Genomic DNA, 19,763 nt, shown 5'->3' on the forward strand with positions numbered 1-19,763 from the left:
TAAAAAACCTCTATTACAATCGAATGCAATAAAGATCAATGATAAAAACATCTTTATTTACATGCTTATCGTGTGTATGCTGGGCGTTTTCTTTAGGAGTTTAGTGATGTTGGTTCATTTATTAAAAGATGTCATAAAAATTTTAAAATTTTCAGCGCCCTTGATTTTTGCCAGTTTGTTACAAATGGCCATGGGGATTATTGATAATATGGTGGTGGGACACTATTCCACCCAAGCTTTGGCCAGCATGGCAGTGGCGCATGGTATTTTTATTGTGTTCTTTCTGCTGGGATTGGGGGTGCTTTTGGCCTTACGTTCCTTGATTGCCCAGGCCTATGCGGCAGAACAAAAAGAAATTATTGGTCAGTATGTCTGTCAGGGCATATTGTTATGTATTCCGTTTACATTGATCACATGGCTGGCGTTTTATGCTTATGAGCCCATCTTGACCTGGGCCAAGCAAGATCCCAGTTTGTTTCATTATGCAGGAGATTATTTAAAAGTTTTGGCATTAAGTATTCCAGCTGTTTTTGCCTTTATTACTTTACGCCAATTAACTGAAGGTTTGGGTGATTTAAAAATATCCATGTGGATTGCTCTAGGCGGAGCATTGCTCAATATACCTTTTGACTTGCTTTTTGTTTTTGGTTATGGACCCATCCCCACTATGGGAGCTTCTGGGGCTGCACTAACCACAACGGTGTTAAACTACTTAATGTTGGGTGCTTTATTACGCTACATCTTAAAGGGTAAAAAGTATCAAGATTTGTTTTTGTTCCGCAAAGATGCCTGGTTGTGTTTGTCTCGCTGTAAAGATATTTTAAATATAGGGTTGCCTTTAGCGGGTGTCCGTTTGGGTGAAGTGGGCTTTTTTATTTATTCTATGTTGCTTATGGGTTGGTTGGGAGTGAACACCTTGGCCAGTCATCAAGTGGCTATCAATGCTGCATCGGTAAGTTTTATGATTCCTATGGGGATATCTATGGCCATGACGGTTTGGATTGGCCGTGAAGAAGGTAAAAAAAATCTAGAAGGCGTGCGTTACTTTGGCTGGTTGGGCTTTTTAACCGGACTTTTGGTGATGTTGCCAGGCGCATTTGTATTTTGGTTTTTTCCTGAACCAGTTGCGGCTTTGTTTACCAGTGATGTTCAAGTGATCAAAGATGCAGCCATACTTTTGCATTATGCAGCCATTTTCCAAATTTTTGATGGGACTCAAGTCATGGGAGTAGGAATTTTACAAGGGGTGAATGATACCAAGATTCCCTTTCTTGTGATTATGATTACTTTCTGGTTGATTGGGGCGCCGTTAAGTTACTATGCAGCCTTTACCTTGGGCTTTGGCGGACAGGGAGTATGGGGTGTGTTGATCTTGGCTTTGGCTTTAACGTCTTTAGCGCATATGTTGCGTTTTGCTTTGGTGTTGAGAAAAAAAACACATGCTTGAAATAATTCATACTTACGTTTTTAACTTTGTTTAAAAAATATTTTGTAGCTTAAGCTGCGCAAAGGTTTTTCACCATGCTTGGTTTTAATATCTATGGTTTGTAAGTGTGAAGGATAAAGGTCTAGCTTAAGAAAATACATGCCGTTGGGTAAAATTTTTCCAACCTGACCGTCCCAAGTAAACTGGCCTTTGTTTTGTGAAGTTTGTTGGTAAGTATCCAATACATGTTCAGACATTTTTCTTCCCGATAGGTCAACGATAGTTAAATATGCTTTTAAGCTGACTTCATCTTGCGTGGATACGATAATGGTAAGGGTCTCACCGCTGTTGGGTACAAAAGCGTTAGGATAAACAGTGTCAAGACTGTACACCGTTTCACTGATAACACCTGTACGATAATCTAAACCAGCATTCATCACTGCGATTTGTCCAGAACTAAAGTGAAGACCGCAGGCATCAGGTGAATAGGACATGATATTGGCCATGTCAGGTTCATACGGGTCACCCAAGCTATCATGAGTCTCTTCACCGATATAACTGCAAGTTACGGTCAGAGGTGATTCATTGATAATATTGATATCCACATAAGTGTTGTACAAGCCTGGATCGGCAGGTGTATCACAAAGGTTATCTCCACGGTACATGCAGTTATTAGGTTCCCGGTTGACCAGTTCAAAAATAGGCTTGTCGCGAGGGCGGGTCCATAAAAAGTCATGGGTATGGCGAGCATTAAAAAAATGACCTATTTCATGCGCCAAGGTTCCAATTAAACTGTCATTGGGATTTAAACCACTGACATGGGCCAAGTCATCATGCAATTTTACACATGTTCTATCTTCTTGAGCAACCGTTGCTTCTGTAGCAATACTGATACCTTGTTGAGGATGGTAGAGATAGGAGCTGCTTCCACAAACGGTATTTTCAATACGATTAACAAAAAAGATGTTGAGTTTGTGTTTATGGGTATCAACTGAGTTGGCGTGATTTTTATAAAGTATAAAGTCTTCATCAGAATGAGAAGACAATTCAAAAAATGAACTATCGTTAACGGTGTTAAACTCAATGCTATCCATTGCAAATTGCACGCGAGAACCGCTAAGATCAAAATACTGGGCAGCTCTTTGAAAAACTCTCCGCGCTTCAGATTCTGTGATACTTACTTGACCATTTTCAGATTCGACAGCATGCAAAACAACAGGGACCTTGTTGTTTGCATCTAAGTGTATTCTGTACACAGGCTCTTCTCTAAAAGATACTTGATTGGGGTCATTTAAACTCTCAATAAAAGCATCCAGTAATTGGCCATCTTCATGAGTTGTTGTGCACTGGGCATGGATTTGATTTTGAGCGTAAGCAACCCAACTCAAACAAAAAACAGTTAAAATAATGATATACTTTGTAATCATAGAAACACCTTTTAAAAATTTAAAACTTTTTAGCATTAAATTGCGCATAATGTCAATTACAGTTTGTTTTACTATAGCGTTATCGTAAAGAAGAAATCTGAATCAAGATTTTTTTAAAATTAAGGATAACAACCTAAATCTTGAGCAATGCCTAAGGCTGCGCGTTCACCCAAACGATCTATGCCGTTGGCATTGAGATGAATATAGTCACCTGTATGATGAAAATGTTGTGGGTCCAAATCTGATCGTGAGTTAGGGTAAACCAAAACAAATTGTTTGGGCATTTCTTGCGCCAGTTCTTGTTGTACTTCTTCCAATAAATCAACACCAGAAATAAACGTATCCTCACTGGCAAGATCATGCATGATGCTGGCATACACTTTTTTGGCTCCAGTCTGAGCAATCATATCTAAGATGTGTCCACGCAATTGCTGTTTAAAGTTGGCTTTGCTTATATCACCACTATTTAAAGCAAAGGCATCGTATTCACCGGCATACATGTAAATATAAACCTCAGCATTAGGCAGTGCTGCTCGGGCTTGATTGACTTTTGCGTAACCCGCTTCAAGCCCAGGCCAAGAAGAATTGTTAATCCAGTATTTATCGGGTTCACTGCTAAGCGCAGCTTGCATGGTTAATGATGTTGCTCCGCGGTATATCGGTACAGCAATCACTTTTTTATTGGTCAATTCATGGTAGGTTTTAGCAAACATATAATACCAACTGTGGTATTTGGATTCTGCCAAAACATAGTTTGGGTAGCCTGGAACATTGTACTCACCAATGCCAGTGCCATTGCTTTCATCATAAGGAATAAGACCAGAAGATGTTTTAAACTCCATGGCAATCGATTCAGGTAAACGTTTCCCAGGGGTGTAAGAAGACTGGGATTCTTCACCTTGAATGTTGCTTTGACCATGTGCAATCCAAATCTGTGGTTTTTCATCTAAGCAGTTTGCCTTAAACGATGAATTTTTTGATGCACCGTTACACTTGGTTTGATTGAGAACGCAAAAAAGAAAAAGAGATAAAGTAATTTTTTTAGAGTTACAGAAAAATTTATTTCTGTTTAAGCTAAGCATAAAGCAGGCTTTAATCTTTTTTAAGATACACATCCCCAACAGCTGGCAAAAGATGCTTTTTCAGCTTATCCATCAAACGTGATTCAATTTGCCGAACACGTTCACGCGTAACACCAAAATCTTGACCAATGGCTTCTAAGGTCATGGGTTCATCACTGAGTAAGCGTTTATCCAACAGCAAGCGTTCACGTGGTTTCAGATCATCATAAATGCTATCAAGTTTACCCTTAACAATTTCAGATAAATCATAAGAAACCAACTGACTTTCAATATCAGAAGATTCGTCTTCAAGGGTGTCACCAAAAGAACGTTTTTCATCACCTTCATTGCTCAGGGGTTGGTCAAGACTAATGTCTTTGCTTTGGATTCTGGCCATGGTGGCTACAAAATCTTCTTCTTCCATATCCAAAGCTGCTGCTAGCTGTTTATTGGTAGGGGCGGTTCCAGGGCTCATGGCAGCCACTTCTTTACGGGCTTTTTGTAAAGAGCTAAATAGTTTGCGTTGGGCACGTGTGGTTCCAGTTCTAACAATGCTCCATGAACGCAAAACAAAAGCCTGAATATAGGCTCTGATCCACCAAACTGCATAGGAGATCAGTCTAAAGCCTTTTTCTGGATCGTACTTTTGTACGGCATGCATTAACCCCAAATTACCTTCTTGAATCAACTCAGACATGTTGACCCCGTATTTGGCATATTCGCGGGCAATTTTAACCACAAAACGTAGGTTAGAAATCACCAGTTTTTCAGCAGCATCCCTGTCTTTATGTTTGTACCAACGCATGGCCAAATCATATTCTTCTTCACGAGACAAAACGGGAAATTGTCCAATTTCCTGCATATAATGATCAATGCCAGAGTGTAGGCTGGGTAAATTACTGGGTTTTTTCTTAACTACCGGTGCGTCGGTCATGGTGGATGGTAACATAACCTGTATAGGTTTTTTGTCAAGGGCTGTCTGTGGGCCTAAAATGGGTGAATTGGCAGCAAGCCTTAAGCAGTGTTTTCGAGTTTTTGCAAATAATCCTGAGCTTGTTGGAGCCGTAACTCAGAAAAACATTGGATGCCCGCTTGACTCAGAGCTGCTGCGGTTGTTCCCATGCCTTCAATTTTGCTTCCATTAAACTTGCCATTGTAAACTTTTTGACTGCCACAAGAGGGGCTCCCAGCTTTAAGAATGGCCAGTTTAATTTGATATTTTTTGCACAGATCAAGAGCAATCTGAGCACCTGCCAAAAATGCTTGGGTAAAATTATCACCTGTTTGGCTGACAACTTTAGCTTCACCCTTGAGAACTGCCAAGCCAGAACCGTCACCTTTAATTTCACAAGCCGGTCTGGGTACCGGCAAACCACCAGCCACTTCTGGGCATAAAACAACACATCTTCCCTCTGCTTGCCATTGGTCAAAAATTGTGTGCTCAACTTTATTATCGGTTCCTAAGTAATTAACTTTTTCACCTAACAAACAAGCACTGACCAAGATTTTTTCCATGAGAAAAGCTTAACATTGTTTAGATAAAAAAATAAAAGATTTATTAAAGGTATTTTTTTGCCATCATTTGTTGAATCCAAATGATGGCAGTGCATCAAGCTCAATTTAATTGATCAAAGTAAAAGCAATAAACTGGCGGCCAAATTTTGGACGTTCAGTGTACAACAAAACGGACTGATCTTTTTTAAGCTTGCTCACAATTTCTTGGTATTCACTGTTAGACTTTATGGCTTGGTCGTTGATTTTTAAAATAATATCACCTTCACGCAAGCCTTGGTCAAAGACCTTACTGTTGCGATCAATATCCGTAACAAGGACACCTTGCGTACCCTCATCCAGCTTTAATTGTGCCCGCAAGCTATTGCTTAAGGTTTTTGTAATCAAACCCAAACGATCTGGTTTATCAGCTGGGCTTTCTTCTTTTTCAGGGCTTGGTTCTTTTTGCGCCAACTCTTCATCATTGGGAAGTTTGCCAATGGTGAGAGAAACATCCAACTCTTTTTTATTGCGCCATAAAGTCAAGTTTACTTTTTTACCCACTTGCAGGTTGGCAATTTTTTTAGGCAAGTCATTAAAGTTGATGATGCTTTGACCATCTACCTTCAAAATAACATCTCCAGCTTTAACACCAGCCTTGGCCGCGGGGCTGTCTTTTTGAACAGAAGAAACCAAAGCACCTCTATTGTTAGGTAAACCCAAAAACTTGGCGTGCTCATCATCTACTTTTTGGATGTAAACCCCCAACCAACCTCGGGTGACACTGCCTGTCTCTTGTAATTGTGTGATAATATTTTTAGCTAAATTAATAGGGATGGCAAAACCAATGCCTTGTCCAGAAGCAACAATCGCCGTATTGATACCCACCACTTTGCCTTCTAAGTTAAACAAGGGACCGCCTGAATTGCCGGGATTAATGGATGCATCGGTCTGAATAAAGTTATCATAAGGACCAAAACCTATGGTCCGCTCTTTGGCACTGACAATGCCTTGGGTCACGGTGTGTGATAAGCCAAAAGGGTTACCAATGGCTACCACAATTTCACCCACTTGCAATTGATCAGAATCACCCAAAACCAAAGGTTGTAATTCTTCTTTGGGTTCAATTTTTATTAAGGCCACATCGGTCTTGGGATCAGCTCCCACCAACTTGGCTTTGTATTCACGATCTTGACCAATGGTCACCGTGATTTCACTGGCTTTTTCTACCACATGGTTGTTGGTGACAATCAGACCATTTTTATTGATGATAAAACCAGAGCCTAAACTAGGACGCTGAATTTCTTGTTGGGGTTCGCCTTGCTCACCAAAAAAATGTTTAAAAATATCTGAGCCAAAAAACTCTTCAAAAGCATCGTTGTTTTGTCCATTGGGGCCGCCAAAAAAACGCGGCTGATTTTGTTTGATGATTTGGGTGGTTCCAATATTGACCACACCAGCATCTGAGTTTTTGGCCACTTTGATGAAGGTATCAGCAGCAATGGCACCACCTTTCCAAGGAACAGTTAAGGGGGTTGTTTCAGCTTCTTCCACCCAAACTTTATCTTTGCTATCTAAAGCACCATTTGTTCCAGAGGTGTTTTTTTGTTTGTGCTGAGGCTTCCATTTGTTAAAAAAACTTTGCCCATCTTCACCGCAGCCATTTAGGGCCAAGGTTAAAAAAAGCGTGAAAAATAAAGGTTTTAGTAGTAGTGAGCGTTTCATTGTATCTTCCTTAAAAAATAAATCCCCATTAATTGTCAACAAAGCATAGACAAATCATCAATACAGCTTATATTAATCCCCCAGGATATTTTTATGCAAAGAAAAAAACAAAAAAACAAAAAATCACCCAATCCAAAACGTTCACCCATGCAGTTTTTACTGATTGGCTTAGGCCTTTTGCTGGTGATTAATTTGTTCATGTCACCCAGTCGTCCAGATAAAATTCCTTACAGTGAGTTTAAAACTAAAATAAAGGAAGGCGCATTCAAACGCGTGTATTTTTCTGATCCTTATGTTGTGGGTGAGCTTAAAGAGGGTGTTGAACATGAAAGTAAATTTACCGCTCCATCATGGATGAAAATTGAACCGTCATTGTCTGCTGTAAAAGTGGCAGAAGATAAAAGCTTAATTGAATTGCTGGATCAACAACAAATCCCTTATGAGCATAAAATTCAAAATCGGGCGTTTAGAGATTTTTTACTGACCTGGATTTTACCTTTGGGTTTGATGTTTTTCTTATGGACTCTGTTCATGAAGCGCATGGGCGGTGGACCGGGTTCAGAAATCATGCGTTTTGGTAAAAGTAAAAATAAGATGCAAGCGCAAGACAACATTAAAACCCGTTTTAAAGATGTTGCTGGCCAAGATGAAGCCAAAGATGAATTGGTTGAGATTGTAGATTTTCTTAAAAACCCTAAACAGTTTACACATTTGGGCGGTAAGTTGCCTAAAGGCGTTTTGTTGGTAGGTCCTCCCGGAACCGGTAAAACCTTATTGGCCAAAGCTGTGGCCGGTGAAGCCAAAGTTCCATTTTTCTATGCCTCAGGTTCAGATTTTGTTGAGATGTTTGTGGGGGTTGGAGCTTCACGCGTCCGGGATTTGTTTGAACAAGCCAAAAAACAAGCGCCCTGTATTATATTTATAGATGAGTTGGATGCAGTGGGTAAATCCAGATCAGCCTCTAATTTAGGTGGTCATGACGAGCGTGAGCAAACCCTCAACCAACTTTTGGTGGAAATGGATGGTTTTGATTCCAAAGCCGGGGTTATTGTTTTGGCGGCCACCAACCGGGCAGAAATTTTAGACAAAGCCTTGTTGCGCGCCGGTCGTTTTGACCGTCAGATTGGTGTGGGTCAACCAGACGTTAAGGAAAGACAAGCTATTTTAGAATTACACGCAAAAAACATTAAAATGGATGAAGCGGTTGATTTAGAGGTGGTGGCCAAAGGTACCACGGGCATGGTGGGTGCTGACTTAGCCAATGTTATCAACCAAGCCGCTTTGCTGGCAGCCCGTTTTAAACGTAAAACGGTTATGCCAGAAGATTTTGAAGAAGCCATTGAACGGACCTATGTTGGTTTAGAGAAAAAGAAAATGGCCATCAGACCGCATGAAAAGAAAGTGATTGCCCATCATGAGGCGGGGCATGCGATTGTTGCAGCCTTTAATAAAAACACAGATAAAGTGCATAAAATTTCTATTATTCCAAGAGGCTTAAGTGCCTTAGGCTATACCCGCTATCTTCCTATTGAAGATCAGTATTTATCCAGTAAATCTGACTTGATTGGTAGGGTTGATTCTTTGTTAGGTGGGCAAGCCGCAGAAGATATTATTTTTGGTGAAATTTCTACTGGTGCATCGGATGATTTAAAACGTGCCAGTGCCATTGTCCGTAATATGATTACCAAGTATGGCATGGGAGAGTCTTTGGGCTCAGCCACCCTGTATGAAGAAAACAATGAATACAGCGATGATACTTTGAAAAATGTAGATCAAGAAGTCAAAGGCTTTTTAAAACAGAGAATGGACGCGGTTAAAGCCCTGTTGAAAAAGCAAATTAAATTGCTTGAAGAAGTGGCGCAAACCTTATTGGAAAAAGAAGTGATTGAAGCCAAAGAGTTTGAAGAACTGGTGAGTAAACACACCGGTGGTAAAATGGCATTTTAATTTCAATCAACGGTTTAAACAATCTAGAGTCAAAGCTTCTCCAAACATAATAAACATTAAATGTTTTGAAGAACTTACGCAGGCTATTTTTTCCTTGCTGCTTACGTGTGCTTGCGTTAGTTAACATAAATGGACTTAGATGTAAGCAGTGTTTATTTTTATGGAGTTTTAACTTATTTACTCATGCTGGTGGGGGTAGCGTTTTACTTAAGTAAGCGAGTGCATTCGCAAGCAGACTTTGCCGTAGCTGGTCGAAACTTACCTAGCTTTGTGGTGTTTGGGACCTTGGTGGCCACTTGGATGGGCAGTGGTTCTTTATTTGGCCATTCAGAAAAAGCTTACAATAGCGGTTTGGTGATTACCTTGATGCTCTTGGCAGATGTTTTGGGTTTTGGTCTATTGTACCTGCTTGCGGGAAAAGTGAGACGCATGCAAGAGTTGACCTTGCAAGATTTATTGGAAAAACGTTACAACCGTTGGGTACGCTTGTTTGGTTCTATTGCTTTGATCATTGCTTACACCACCATTGTATCCTATCAATTTAGAGCAGCAGGTTCCGTACTTAATTTAATTAAACCATCTATTTCTGTGGGTAATGCAACGCTTATGGCCGCAGTATTTATCATGCTGTTCACGGTAACTGCAGGCCTACTCTCAGTGGCTTATACGGATGTGATTCAAGGCGTGACCATGATTGTGGGTGTATTCATTGCTGTGCCCATTCTTGTTTCTAAAGCGGGTGGCATGGGTGAAATTATGGCTCAACTACCACAGAGTTATTTTAATCCTTTTCATGATTTTAGTTTTACAGCATTTTTAGGTTTGTTTTTACCAGCCTTTTTATTGTTATTGGGGGATGCCAATATGTACCAACGTTTTTTTGCTGCGCGCAGTGAAGGCTCAGCCAAAAAAGCTGTATCGTTTGTGATTGTTGGAATTTTGGCCGTTGAGCTGGCCATTATTTTTATGGCCATGATTGGACAAGTTTTAGAGCCAGGTTTGGCCAATCCAGGAAAAGTGATTGCCGTATTGGCCATTAAACATGTGCCCATGATTCTGGGTGTTATTATGATTACAGTCATAGCGGCAGTTGTGGTTTCTACTGGCGACTCTTATTTGTTGTCACCGGCTACATCGTTTGCCCGTGATATTTATCAAAGTTTTTTACGGCCACAAGCTTCAGAGAAAGAGATGTTGTTGGTTTCAAGAGCCAGTGTCATTGTTTTAGGTTTGATTGCACTTGGTCTAACCCAGCTTTCAGACCAGTTTTTAGCTGTAGCGTTGTATGCATACACCATATATGGTGCGTCCATTACCCCAGCGTTGATGGCAGCCTTATTCTGGAAAAGGGCAACAACGGCTGGCGCACTGGGCAGTATCATTGGTGGAACGGTAACCACCTTGTTGTGGGAAATGGTTGATCATTCGTTTCAAATTGATGCGGTTATTCCAGCGATTACAGTATCATTAACCTTGCTCATTGGTTTAAGTTTGGCCACACCCAAACAAGGCATAGATAAGTTAAAGCCTTTTGGTTTAGACCAAGCTTAACCTAAGATATTTAGCAAAAGCGCAGGCTGTCTTTTGCTATTCACTAATGTTTAATAATTTGGTATAAGGCTTTGGTGAAAACAGTTCAACTCAAAGACGTGATTCAATTTTCGCCAGAAAAAATGCAAACCCTGACCATGTTTAAGTCCAAACGTTTGCATACCGAGTTGGCTTGTTTTGAGCCAGGTCAGGCGCAAAAATCTTCCATTTTACCGGATCAAGATAGAACCTATGTTATTTTAGAAGGCCGGTCACGTTTTACTGTGGGTAGAACCACACGTGAATATGAAGCCGGAACGGCCATCCATGTTAATGCAGGTCAAGAACACGGCGTGATTAATATTGGTGAGCAAAAAATGGTAATTTTGATTGCTACGTCTATTCCACAAAAAAAATAATTATTAAATTAATAGGCTTAGGGCGGTGAACCCGCATTATGAAAAGTACAACACAGCACAGCCAAAAAATTAAAGACCATGTTTTAAAACAAGGCTTTGATAAAGTGGGTTTGTGTGCACCGCAGGATGTGCAAAGCTATGCTGCTTACCTTAATTGGGTCGACAAAGGTTTTGCTGGCAACATGCATTACATGGCTGAACAAGAGCGTAAACAGAAACGACAAAATGTTCAAAAACTCATGCCCAAGTGCCAAACTGTTTTAATGGCCAGTATATCTTACAAACCCAAAGAGGAAAATGTACAAAATTATGAGGCAAAAATAGCACGTTATGCTTGGGGTAAAGATTATCACAAACTGTTGAAAAAAAAATTAAAGCAAGCCATGCAAACCTTTATGGAAGAACAAGAACTTGAGTTTGACTACAAAATCTATGTCGATACCGGGCCAATTTTAGAACGCGATTACGCTGTACAAGCGGGCTTAGGGTGGATTGGCAAAAACACCTGTTTGATTGATACGCACTTGGGATCTTATACTTTATTAGCTTGTGTACTGTTGAATCTGGAATTGATGCCAGACCCACCCATGCTCAGACAACATTGTGGAACCTGCACCCGTTGTTTGGATGCTTGCCCAACAGACGCTTTTGAAGCTCCTTATGTGCTCAATGCCAATAAGTGTATTTCTTATCACACAATAGAAAATAGAGATGAAGACTTACCCAACAATATTGCTGAAAACTTAGAGGGGTGGATGATAGGCTGTGACATTTGCCAAGAAGTCTGCCCGTGGAACAGAAAGGCCCCGGCACATAATAAAGAGGCGTTTATACCTAAAACCCATGTGGGTCTAAGTATACAAGATATTCAAAATATGGATGAAGCCAGTTTCAAGCAACATTTTGCCGGGACCAGTCTATACAGAACAGGTTTAAAGAAAATAAAAATGACCGCTAAAAGTAGCAAGAAATTTTAGATTGACACATTGCATTTTATTAATTACTTAATCCTTATGAAAATTAAAAACATTATTTTTACACTTATCGTATTTGTTTCATCCATAACTGTTTATGCACAAAGCAATGATTCTATTCCAAGCAGCGAACTGTTTCGAAGGGTTCTTGAAGTTGAGTCTCTAGAAGAGTTGAATAGAGTGATTGATTTACAGCAGTTTTACGGGCCATATATAGAGGCTTTTAACAATGCAGATCAATCTCTGTTTAAAGTTATTGAGCAAGCAGATATATCAGGAAATTGGAATGCTCACGCTTTGTATATGGGTGGAGCCATGGGCTATATTACCTTAGGGGATACGTTTAATGTCTGCATGCGTTTAAATTTTTTAGAAGATCAGAATGCCACGTATGAAAGTGGTTGTGATGATGCTTCCTATGCACAATGGGATTTAAGTTATGAAATTTCAGAAACCCATCTTAATCTCTATGATGATGGAAGTAAGCTATTAAATTGCCGTATTCTTAATCTTAATAGTGCGCTCGAATACATGTTATGTAATCAGCATGCTTTGGACGGGCCGACCAAAAATTTTTCTATGTATATTAAAATACTGCAATAAACGATGTGCAGCAATTGATGCCATTGAGTTTTAATGAAAGTTCTGAACAATATTCTCTAGTTCGTTAATTTGCTCTTGCCAATATTTTTCACTGTTGAATTCTGGGAAGGCTTGTGGGAAAGACGGATCTTGCCAACGTCTGGCAATCCAGGCAGAAAAATGAATCATGCGCATGGCTCTTAAGGGAGCTGCCAGTTGTGCTTGCGCTGGATTAAAGGGTCTGATCTGTTCATAACCTTCTATCAGTATGTTAAAGTCTGGATTGGTAAAAGGTTTAGCTTCTGTAACTTTGGCTAAAAGCCACAGATCTTGAATTTCAGGGGCAGCAATACAGTCATCAAAATCAACAAAAAACACTTGTTCCTGATTTTTTAAAATATTACCAAAATGACAATCTCCATGCAGACGGATAGACGTAAATTGTGCAAATAAGGGTTGGGCATAATGAGCAATATCTGTGACCAAGCTAGAAAACTTTTGTGCATGATGCATGGGGAACTCTTGCCATTCTTGAGTCAAGAACTGCAAGTGATCCAAGGCAAAGCTTTTTTCATTGAGCTGATAACGATGAGCAAAAGATTGGCTTTGACCCACTTGATGTATTCTTGCCACCAGACGTCCCAACTGTAAATAATCATCGGTATTGGGTTCTTCCAGTAAACGGCCACCCACTTTTGGAAAAACACAAAAGTGAATGCCAGTGTCGGTTGTTTTTAGAGTGGTAGCATCTGGAAAAATTTCAGGCGCAACCACGGGGATTTCATTTTTTTGTAAGTCTAATAAGAAGGCATGTTCTTCTAAGATTTGTGCTTTACTCCAGCGACCGGGGCGGTAAAATTTGGCTACTTTTTTATGGGCCAAAGGCGTTTTGTCATCGCTTTCAATTTCTATTTCATACACTCGGTTTTCAAAACTGTTTAAGGCAAAACATCTGCCAGTACAGATATAACCTTGTTGTTCTATAGCATTTAAAATTTGATCGGGGCCAAGTTCAAAAAAATACTGAGTTTCTTTGCCCCAAACCAAGGATGAATGGGTGGTTGATTTTTCTTGGTGAGACACAATTTTATACTCTTATCATTGGATAAAGGTTTATGCAGCTGAAAATAGCAAAAAAGAGCTTTAAAAACAAAATCAATCAGGCAAGATTAAAAGAAAAACAAGACCTGTAGATAAAATAATGTTACATGTTGGCTGCAAGATCATGAGTCAATTACCAACGCTAAAAAAACAGATGCTTGAACAGGTCACCATTCGTTTTGCAGGTGATTCAGGCGATGGAATGCAGTTAACGGGATCACAGTTTACCAACACCTCAGCCGTCATTGGCAACGATGTTGCTACCTTTCCTGATTTCCCAGCAGAAATTAGGGCACCAGCCGGTTCATTGCCCGGCGTCAGTGGCTTTCAAATAAACTTTTCTAGCCATGATATCAGAACGCCCGGAGATACACCGGATGTTTTGGTGGCCATGAATCCTGCCGCTTTAAAAGTACATCTTAAAGATTTAGCCAAAGGTGGCTTGATTGTTGTTAATGAAGATGCTTTTACCGAACAAAATTTAAAAAAAGCGGGTTATAGCAGCAACCCCTTAGAAGATGATAGCTTAAGTTATTATCGTTTGATTAAAATTCCCATCAGTGACTTGAATGCCAAAGCTTTGGTTGATGTTGGTTTAAGTAACAAGGAAGTCAATCGCAGTAAAAACTTTTTTGCTTTGGGCTTGATGTATTGGTTGTACAACAGACCGCTTGAAACCACATTAAAATGGATAGGCGATAAATTTGGCAAAGCCCCACAAATTGTTGAAGCCAACACCAAGGCCCTTAAAGCCGGTTATTTTTTTGGTGAAACGACAGAACTGTTAACGACCAGCTATGAAGTGCCCAAAGCACAATTACCAGTTGGAACCTACAGGCAATTGACAGGTAATCAGGCTTTGGCCCAAGGTTTGGTTGCGGCTATTGCTTTGGTGAATAAAAATCGTAAAGATAAGAAAAAAGCATTTTATGCCAGCTATCCTATTACGCCAGCTTCAGATATTTTACATGAATTGTCTAAACATAAAAACTTTAATGTGATGACCTTTCAAGCGGAAGATGAAATTGCTGCTGTGGGAGCAGCCATTGGCGCTTCTTTTGGTGGGCATATTGCCATCACTGGCACCAGCGGTCCCGGTTTAGCCTTAAAAAGTGAAGCCATAGGTTTAGCAGTGATGACGGAGTTGCCTTTGGTGGTGGTAAATGTTCAACGTGCTGGCCCCAGCACGGGAATGCCTACCAAGACCGAACAAGCAGACTTACTGCAAGCCATGTATGGTCGTAATGGAGAAAGCCCTTGTATAATATTGGCGCCAGGAAGCCCAGGCGAATGTTTTGATTTTGCCATTGAAGCGGTGCGCTTGGCTATTGAATATATGGGTCCAGTGATTTTGTTGAGTGATGGCTATCTGGCCAATGGTGCTGAACCTTGGATGATTCCCAATATAGACAATTTAAAGTCTATTGCCATTGAAGACATGAATGCAAATAATGTGAAAGGCTACCAACCTTACATGCGTAATCAAAAAACTTTGGCCAGACCATGGGTAAGTCCTGGAATTAAAGGTTTAGAACATCGTATTGGCGGCCTAGAAAAACAGGATATTACCGGCAATGTGAGCTATGATCCGCAAAACCACGAGCATATGGTGCATTTGCGCCAGGCCAAAGTCAATAAAGTGGCAGAAACTTTTCCAGCAACACAAATCTTGGGTGAAAAACAAGGCGATGTTTTGGTTATTGGTTGGGGATGTACGCAAGGTGCAATCACCAGTGCAGTAGAACAGCTACAAAAATTGGGTAAAAAAGTCAGTAGCCTGCATGTGCGTTACATAAACCCTTTGCCCAAAGACTTGGGTCCAATCATGCAGCGGTTTAAAACAGTTTTGGTGGTGGAGTTGAATATGGGACAACTTAAAAATATCTTACGCAATGAATTTGCCTTGGATATCAAAGGCTATCATAAAGTACAGGGACAGCCTTTAAAAATTAGTGAAGTTAAACAAGCGATTTTGGAGTGTATATAATTTCTTAATGCCAAAGCATGGCATTGAGAAGAAATGTGGATAAGTTAAGACAATGCAAAGCAAACCATTAACAAAAGCAGATTTTAGTTCAGATCAAGAAGTACGTTGGTGTCCAGGCTGCGGTGATTATGCTATTTTGGCTGCAGTTCAACGCATGTTGCCCAACTTAGGGATAGACAAGGAAAAAATAGTTTTTATTTCTGGTATTGGCTGCTCCAGCCGATTCCCTTATTACATGAACACCTATGGGTTTCATACCATTCACGGTCGAGCTTTAACCATTGCAACGGGCTTGGCCTGTACACGTCCTGATTTAACCGTTTTTGTTATTACCGGTGATGGTGATGCTTTGTCTATAGGCGGCAATCATTTTTTGCATGCACTAAGACGCAACGTTAATCTCAACGTTTTATGTTTTAACAACAAAATTTATGGTTTGACCAAGGGGCAGTATTCACCTACATCAGAAGTGGGCAAGAAAACCAAATCCACACCCTATGGATCTATTGATACACCCTTATCTGCTATGTCTTTGGCTCTGGCAGCGGAAGGAAGTTTTGTGGCAAGATCAGTGGATATTTTTGCAGCGCACTTGACCGAAACGTTGGAAGCCGCTGTGGCCCATAAAGGCTTGTCCTTTGTAGAAATTTATCAAAACTGTAATATTTTTAATGATGGTGCCCATGCTGAGATCACGGATAAAGATAAACGAGATGACAATATTCTTTATCTTGAAGCTGGCAAAGCCATGGTGTTTGGAAAAAATAATGACAAAGGCATTGTCATGAATGCGGCCAATGAATTGGCTGTGGTCCAGTTGGGTAAAGATAAAACAGAAAAAGATTGTTTGGTTCACAGTACAGATGTAAATAACTTGGGGGTACATCACCAATTGGCCAAAATGAATGTTCCAGATTTTCCTGTGCCTATGGGAATTGTAAGACAGCATGCACGACCCACGTATGATCAGCTCATCAATGAACAGTTGGATGCAGTCATCCAACAAAAAGGTGAAGGTAATTTACAGGAGTTGATAAAAGGTCCACAGACCTGGACAGTGGGTTAATCTCAAAAGGTACGGCCTTACTTTTGAGATAAAGATAAAGAGAGTGTATCAAAAGTAAGGCCGTACCTTTTGAGATTAGGAGGAGAAATTATGAGTGTTTTTATTTCAGGTTTACATTATTATGGGTTTGCATTGGCCATTGCAGCTTATATCATGCGATCACAATGGTTTAAACGAGCTGGCGAGCAGTCTTTAGAGTTGGCACTAAAACGCATCAAGGGTATTCATATTCTTTTGCATGTTGCTTTATTATTATCATTACTGACAGGTTTTTATCGATTATTTGCTGGAACTGACAAAGCAGTGGCTTTTTATATGAAGCAGGGCATTTTTCATGGCAAATTAGGCTTGGTGTTTTTAATTATTTTTATTGAGTTGGTTTGCGTATTTAAAGCGGCTTCCTGGGCAAAAAAGGGTTATGTGCAAAACTCTAAAATGCAAGCCAAGACCTTTAAAATCATGCATATGATCAGTTCACATCTATACGCTATCATTCCTTTTATAGCGGCAGCAGTTTCTAGAGGCATGGGATTGTAGTAAAAAAACTTGCAAAAAATTATGCAACGCACTAGGACTGATTTAAAGTTTTAAAAGGAGTCATGCCCATGCGAAAATATTTTATCTTATCAATTTGTTTAGTAGTCATTGCGGTGAGTGCTCAAAAAATAGTCTTTCAAGTTAGTAAAGCCCCAGAAAAACTAACGGCTATTTCACCTCAATGGCTTGATTTAGATGTTGCAGCTGAACAATGGTTGAACGTCATTAAAAATATTACTGCACAGATGAGCTTGGGCATTCCTATTGATGAACCAACTTTGGACCCAGATATTTTATTAGCAGACGGTTTGTTAGCAGAAGAAGTGGGTTATTGTTACAGAAACCACTATGCTGATGAAGATCAGTTTAATTATGATTATGATAATGACGTTTTTAAAAAAGAAACCGACTATACCCAATGTAGAACAGAATGGTATCCGCAATTTGATACCCGTGGACTTGCCTATTGGTACGATAATCCAGACAATCAAGCGCCTGCTGTGCATGATTTTATGCACAAAGTTTATGCATCAGAAACATTAAGAAATGTAGCTTATGCGTGGTTGGCTCCGGTATTTGTTGATTTGTTTGCGGATGTCAATGGAGAAAGAAAAGTGATTATGTGTCGTATCATAGAACATGGTTTTCACTACACCAACACGCTCATTGATTCACCGGAAAATTTAAGTTGTGAGTTGAGTTATTTAGAAGCGGAAAAACGACGCGCTTTTGATGATAGTGAATACTATGCAAAATTCCATTGGCGCCGCCCAAACAGTGAGTGTAATGCTCCAAAAAAATGGGATGAAAATGAACAACCTTTTAGAAAACTAGAAGCTTGGGTCATACGCAGGCATATTATGCAACATATGACTTTAGAAGAAATGAGAAACTGGTTTTATAAGATAAAAACTGAACTATTGGTTTGTGAAGCATAGGGCAAAAATAAAACAGATTAATATTATACTTGAGCATACATTATTTAAGTTAGTCAATAAAAGGGGATAGCCTAAAACAATGCCTATCCCCTTTTATTATTGAACCAGTTTACATGCATTCTTGTTGAAATGCGATACACTGTTTTTAAGGTTTCAAGTAGACTAATAAGATAGGGCGCATTTGTGGCTGGTGGTGGTTCATAACCAAAAACAGCTATGGGGCAATATGATTTGAGTAGGCAATAAAGGTAAAGATGGTTTATTTTAAACCAATTTCTCTAAGCCGTTCATCCAAGTAGCTTTTTGCGGTGTAACGCTTGGATAAAACCACTTCCGGTTTAGCGTGTACAAATAAAGGTATAGAGTAACGTGATGACCGCATAGCCTCTTGCTCTGGGTTAATCACTTGGTGCGTGGTAGATGGCAAGTGGCCACCGGTGGCTTCTTGCAACATATCACCAACATTGACGGCAATCATACCGGGGTCACAACTGACATCATGCCAATTGCCTTGGGTATCTTTAACTTGCAAACCAGGAGCAGAAGCAGCTGGTAGTAAAGTGATAAGGTTAATATCTTCATGGGCGGCAGCTCTTATGGCACCTTGTTTTAAGAGAGCATCATCTTTAACCGGTGGATAATGAATGGGACGCATCAGTGTTTGTTGACTGTCACGAGCCATGCTGGATAAACTTTGGCTAAGATTTTGGGTGATGTTTTGTGGTAATACTTCATCCAACCAATGCAGCAAGGTGTGGGCAAGAGAAATAAGTTCTTGATGTAAGTTTTGGGTTATGTGTTGGCAAGCGTTGGGAATTCTGTGATGTGGGTAGTAATGAAAAAATTCTTTTAAATCTGGTAAAGCTTGGCCTTTAGCATTTTCTGAAAGCATAGGAAAGTAACCGTCTTGGGTTTCAGGATTAAACAAATAATCATGTTTTGCGGGGCTTGCAAAAAAATCTTTCCAAGCGGTATAGCTATCTTCAATCAGTTGCGCGTCAATAGGATGGTCAACCAAAACAGCAAATCCTGTGTTTTTAAAGGATTCTAGCAGTTGATATTTTGCTCTAGGGTCTTTAAGGGATACCTTTTCTACGTACATAATCAAGAGTCATAGCATGGCTATTAAAAACATCTCAAGCTAATTTTTATGAGTTATTTTTTAATATTTTTTATCTAGGTTGCAAGTTTACTAACAAGCGCGTAGTTTTATGGGGTGAAATACAATAAAGTTTTATCCATTTTCAAATTCAGTGTCTTAATTTTTTTATGCGGCTTGATGCACACGGCAAAGGCCAACGAAACCATTATCAATGAATCAGAAGGGATGTTTTACTGTTCTGGGGGTGCGCAAACCTATATTTTATCCACCAATTGTAAAAAACTAACCCTTAAGCGCATTATTGTTGGTTCTGCTATGGCCTATGAAGGACAATGTTTGGATAATAACAATAAGGATCACGTCTTTGCCTGTCAGAGTTACGCATTTACCTATAAAAACAGAGTCATCCAAAAAGAAGATTTTTGGACCAAATCAAAGAAAAACAAGTAA

The 19,763-nt window shown here is 39.8% G+C and carries 18 protein-coding genes; 11 read left to right on the top strand and 7 right to left on the bottom strand.

All coding sequences use genetic code 11. The annotated features are described in order from the left end of the window. Nucleotides 1–106 precede the first annotated feature (106 nt). Entirely contained in the window at nt 107–1,447 is a 1,341-nt protein-coding gene (locus PKC21_07020) for an MATE family efflux transporter (GenBank protein HMR25088.1), read from the top strand. 20 nt (nt 1,448–1,467) lie between these two features. On the opposite strand, the gene PKC21_07025 is transcribed toward PKC21_07020, so the two are convergent. The 5 genes from PKC21_07025 to PKC21_07045 form a co-directional block, all read right to left on the bottom strand. Then, on the bottom strand, nt 1,468–2,853 hold the full coding sequence (locus PKC21_07025) for a zinc-dependent metalloprotease (GenBank protein HMR25089.1): 1,386 nt from the start codon (nt 2,851–2,853) through the stop codon (nt 1,468–1,470). Between the two features lie 119 nt (nt 2,854–2,972). Beyond that, nucleotides 2,973–3,935, bottom strand: a complete 963-nt coding sequence (locus PKC21_07030) for a hypothetical protein (protein ID HMR25090.1) — start codon at nt 3,933–3,935, stop codon at nt 2,973–2,975. Nucleotides 3,936–3,945: 10 nt separating this feature from the next. Beyond that, complete coding sequence (locus PKC21_07035; protein ID HMR25091.1) at nt 3,946–4,863, bottom strand: RNA polymerase factor sigma-32; 918 nt, start codon at nt 4,861–4,863, stop codon at nt 3,946–3,948. Between the two features lie 65 nt (nt 4,864–4,928). After that, nucleotides 4,929–5,429, bottom strand: a complete 501-nt coding sequence (locus PKC21_07040) for a DUF523 domain-containing protein (GenBank protein ID HMR25092.1) — start codon at nt 5,427–5,429, stop codon at nt 4,929–4,931. A gap of 105 nt (nt 5,430–5,534) precedes the next feature. Continuing rightward, nucleotides 5,535–7,130 carry a DegQ family serine endoprotease gene (locus tag PKC21_07045; GenBank protein HMR25093.1) on the bottom strand — a complete coding sequence of 532 codons (1,596 nt, stop codon included), beginning with the start codon at nt 7,128–7,130 and terminating at the stop codon, nt 5,535–5,537. A gap of 93 nt (nt 7,131–7,223) precedes the next feature. On the opposite strand from PKC21_07045, the gene ftsH reads away from it, so the two are divergent. The 5 genes from ftsH to PKC21_07070 all read left to right on the top strand — a co-directional run bounded on the left by ftsH (nt 7,224) and on the right by PKC21_07070 (nt 12,603). Beyond that, nucleotides 7,224–9,077 (top strand): ATP-dependent zinc metalloprotease FtsH, encoded by a 1,854-nt coding sequence (ftsH, locus tag PKC21_07050; protein HMR25094.1) that lies wholly within the window; start codon nt 7,224–7,226, stop codon nt 9,075–9,077. Nucleotides 9,078–9,206: 129 nt separating this feature from the next. Next, nucleotides 9,207–10,628 carry a sodium:solute symporter family protein gene (locus PKC21_07055; GenBank protein HMR25095.1) on the top strand — a complete coding sequence of 474 codons (1,422 nt, stop codon included), beginning with the start codon at nt 9,207–9,209 and terminating at the stop codon, nt 10,626–10,628. 74 nt (nt 10,629–10,702) lie between these two features. Further along, nucleotides 10,703–11,026, top strand: coding sequence for a cupin domain-containing protein (locus tag PKC21_07060; protein ID HMR25096.1), 324 nt, complete (start codon nt 10,703–10,705; stop codon nt 11,024–11,026). A gap of 38 nt (nt 11,027–11,064) precedes the next feature. Further along, nucleotides 11,065–12,003: a tRNA epoxyqueuosine(34) reductase QueG gene (queG, locus tag PKC21_07065; GenBank protein HMR25097.1), complete on the top strand. Its 939-nt coding sequence runs from the start codon at nt 11,065–11,067 to the stop codon at nt 12,001–12,003. A 36-nt stretch (nt 12,004–12,039) separates the two neighbouring features. Then, on the top strand, nt 12,040–12,603 hold the full coding sequence (locus tag PKC21_07070; GenBank protein HMR25098.1) for a hypothetical protein: 564 nt from the start codon (nt 12,040–12,042) through the stop codon (nt 12,601–12,603). 30 nt (nt 12,604–12,633) lie between these two features. Here PKC21_07070 and PKC21_07075 read toward each other — a convergent pair whose 3' ends face one another. After that, complete coding sequence (locus tag PKC21_07075; protein ID HMR25099.1) at nt 12,634–13,665, bottom strand: serine/threonine protein kinase; 1,032 nt, start codon at nt 13,663–13,665, stop codon at nt 12,634–12,636. Nucleotides 13,666–13,807: 142 nt separating this feature from the next. Between PKC21_07075 and PKC21_07080 the strand changes: the two genes are divergently transcribed. The 4 genes from PKC21_07080 (at nt 13,808) to PKC21_07095 (ending at nt 18,211) form a co-directional block, all read left to right on the top strand. After that, nucleotides 13,808–15,670: a 2-oxoacid:acceptor oxidoreductase subunit alpha gene (locus PKC21_07080; GenBank protein HMR25100.1), complete on the top strand. Its 1,863-nt coding sequence runs from the start codon at nt 13,808–13,810 to the stop codon at nt 15,668–15,670. Between the two features lie 52 nt (nt 15,671–15,722). Continuing rightward, nucleotides 15,723–16,736, top strand: coding sequence for a 2-oxoacid:ferredoxin oxidoreductase subunit beta (locus tag PKC21_07085; protein ID HMR25101.1), 1,014 nt, complete (start codon nt 15,723–15,725; stop codon nt 16,734–16,736). A gap of 90 nt (nt 16,737–16,826) precedes the next feature. Continuing rightward, nucleotides 16,827–17,273: a DUF2214 family protein gene (locus tag PKC21_07090; protein ID HMR25102.1), complete on the top strand. Its 447-nt coding sequence runs from the start codon at nt 16,827–16,829 to the stop codon at nt 17,271–17,273. Between the two features lie 68 nt (nt 17,274–17,341). Next, nucleotides 17,342–18,211 (top strand): hypothetical protein, encoded by an 870-nt coding sequence (locus PKC21_07095; GenBank protein ID HMR25103.1) that lies wholly within the window; start codon nt 17,342–17,344, stop codon nt 18,209–18,211. A gap of 259 nt (nt 18,212–18,470) precedes the next feature. Here the strand turns inward: PKC21_07095 and PKC21_07100 are convergent, their stop codons facing one another. Beyond that, nucleotides 18,471–19,313: a 2-oxoglutarate and iron-dependent oxygenase domain-containing protein gene (locus tag PKC21_07100; GenBank protein HMR25104.1), complete on the bottom strand. Its 843-nt coding sequence runs from the start codon at nt 19,311–19,313 to the stop codon at nt 18,471–18,473. 177 nt (nt 19,314–19,490) lie between these two features. Here PKC21_07100 and PKC21_07105 point away from each other — a divergent pair, with 177 nt between their 5' ends. Further along, the gene (locus PKC21_07105) at nt 19,491–19,763 is read left to right on the top strand and encodes a hypothetical protein (protein ID HMR25105.1); all 273 of its coding nucleotides are present in this window, start codon (nt 19,491–19,493) and stop codon (nt 19,761–19,763) included.

This window comes from Oligoflexia bacterium, from assembly GCA_035326705.1.
Lineage (GTDB): Bacteria > Bdellovibrionota_G > JALEGL01 > JALEGL01 > JALEGL01 > JALEGL01.

What these genes read in the sequence shown, in the direction of transcription:
- PKC21_07020 (HMR25088.1), top strand. Translation starts at nt 107, where the DNA reads ATGTTGGTTCATTTATTAAAAGATGTCATAAAAATTTTAAAATTTTCA.
- PKC21_07025 (HMR25089.1), bottom strand. Translation starts at nt 2,853, where the DNA reads ATGATTACAAAGTATATCATTATTTTAACTGTTTTTTGTTTGAGTTGG.
- PKC21_07030 (HMR25090.1), bottom strand. Translation starts at nt 3,935, where the DNA reads ATGCTTAGCTTAAACAGAAATAAATTTTTCTGTAACTCTAAAAAAATT.
- PKC21_07035 (HMR25091.1), bottom strand. Translation starts at nt 4,863, where the DNA reads ATGTTACCATCCACCATGACCGACGCACCGGTAGTTAAGAAAAAACCC.
- PKC21_07040 (HMR25092.1), bottom strand. Translation starts at nt 5,429, where the DNA reads ATGGAAAAAATCTTGGTCAGTGCTTGTTTGTTAGGTGAAAAAGTTAAT.
- PKC21_07045 (HMR25093.1), bottom strand. Translation starts at nt 7,130, where the DNA reads ATGAAACGCTCACTACTACTAAAACCTTTATTTTTCACGCTTTTTTTA.
- ftsH (HMR25094.1), top strand. Translation starts at nt 7,224, where the DNA reads ATGCAAAGAAAAAAACAAAAAAACAAAAAATCACCCAATCCAAAACGT.
- PKC21_07055 (HMR25095.1), top strand. Translation starts at nt 9,207, where the DNA reads ATGGACTTAGATGTAAGCAGTGTTTATTTTTATGGAGTTTTAACTTAT.
- queG (HMR25097.1), top strand. Translation starts at nt 11,065, where the DNA reads ATGAAAAGTACAACACAGCACAGCCAAAAAATTAAAGACCATGTTTTA.
- PKC21_07070 (HMR25098.1), top strand. Translation starts at nt 12,040, where the DNA reads ATGAAAATTAAAAACATTATTTTTACACTTATCGTATTTGTTTCATCC.
- PKC21_07080 (HMR25100.1), top strand. Translation starts at nt 13,808, where the DNA reads ATGAGTCAATTACCAACGCTAAAAAAACAGATGCTTGAACAGGTCACC.
- PKC21_07085 (HMR25101.1), top strand. Translation starts at nt 15,723, where the DNA reads ATGCAAAGCAAACCATTAACAAAAGCAGATTTTAGTTCAGATCAAGAA.
- PKC21_07090 (HMR25102.1), top strand. Translation starts at nt 16,827, where the DNA reads ATGAGTGTTTTTATTTCAGGTTTACATTATTATGGGTTTGCATTGGCC.
- PKC21_07095 (HMR25103.1), top strand. Translation starts at nt 17,342, where the DNA reads ATGCGAAAATATTTTATCTTATCAATTTGTTTAGTAGTCATTGCGGTG.
- PKC21_07100 (HMR25104.1), bottom strand. Translation starts at nt 19,313, where the DNA reads ATGTACGTAGAAAAGGTATCCCTTAAAGACCCTAGAGCAAAATATCAA.
- PKC21_07105 (HMR25105.1), top strand. Translation starts at nt 19,491, where the DNA reads ATGCACACGGCAAAGGCCAACGAAACCATTATCAATGAATCAGAAGGG.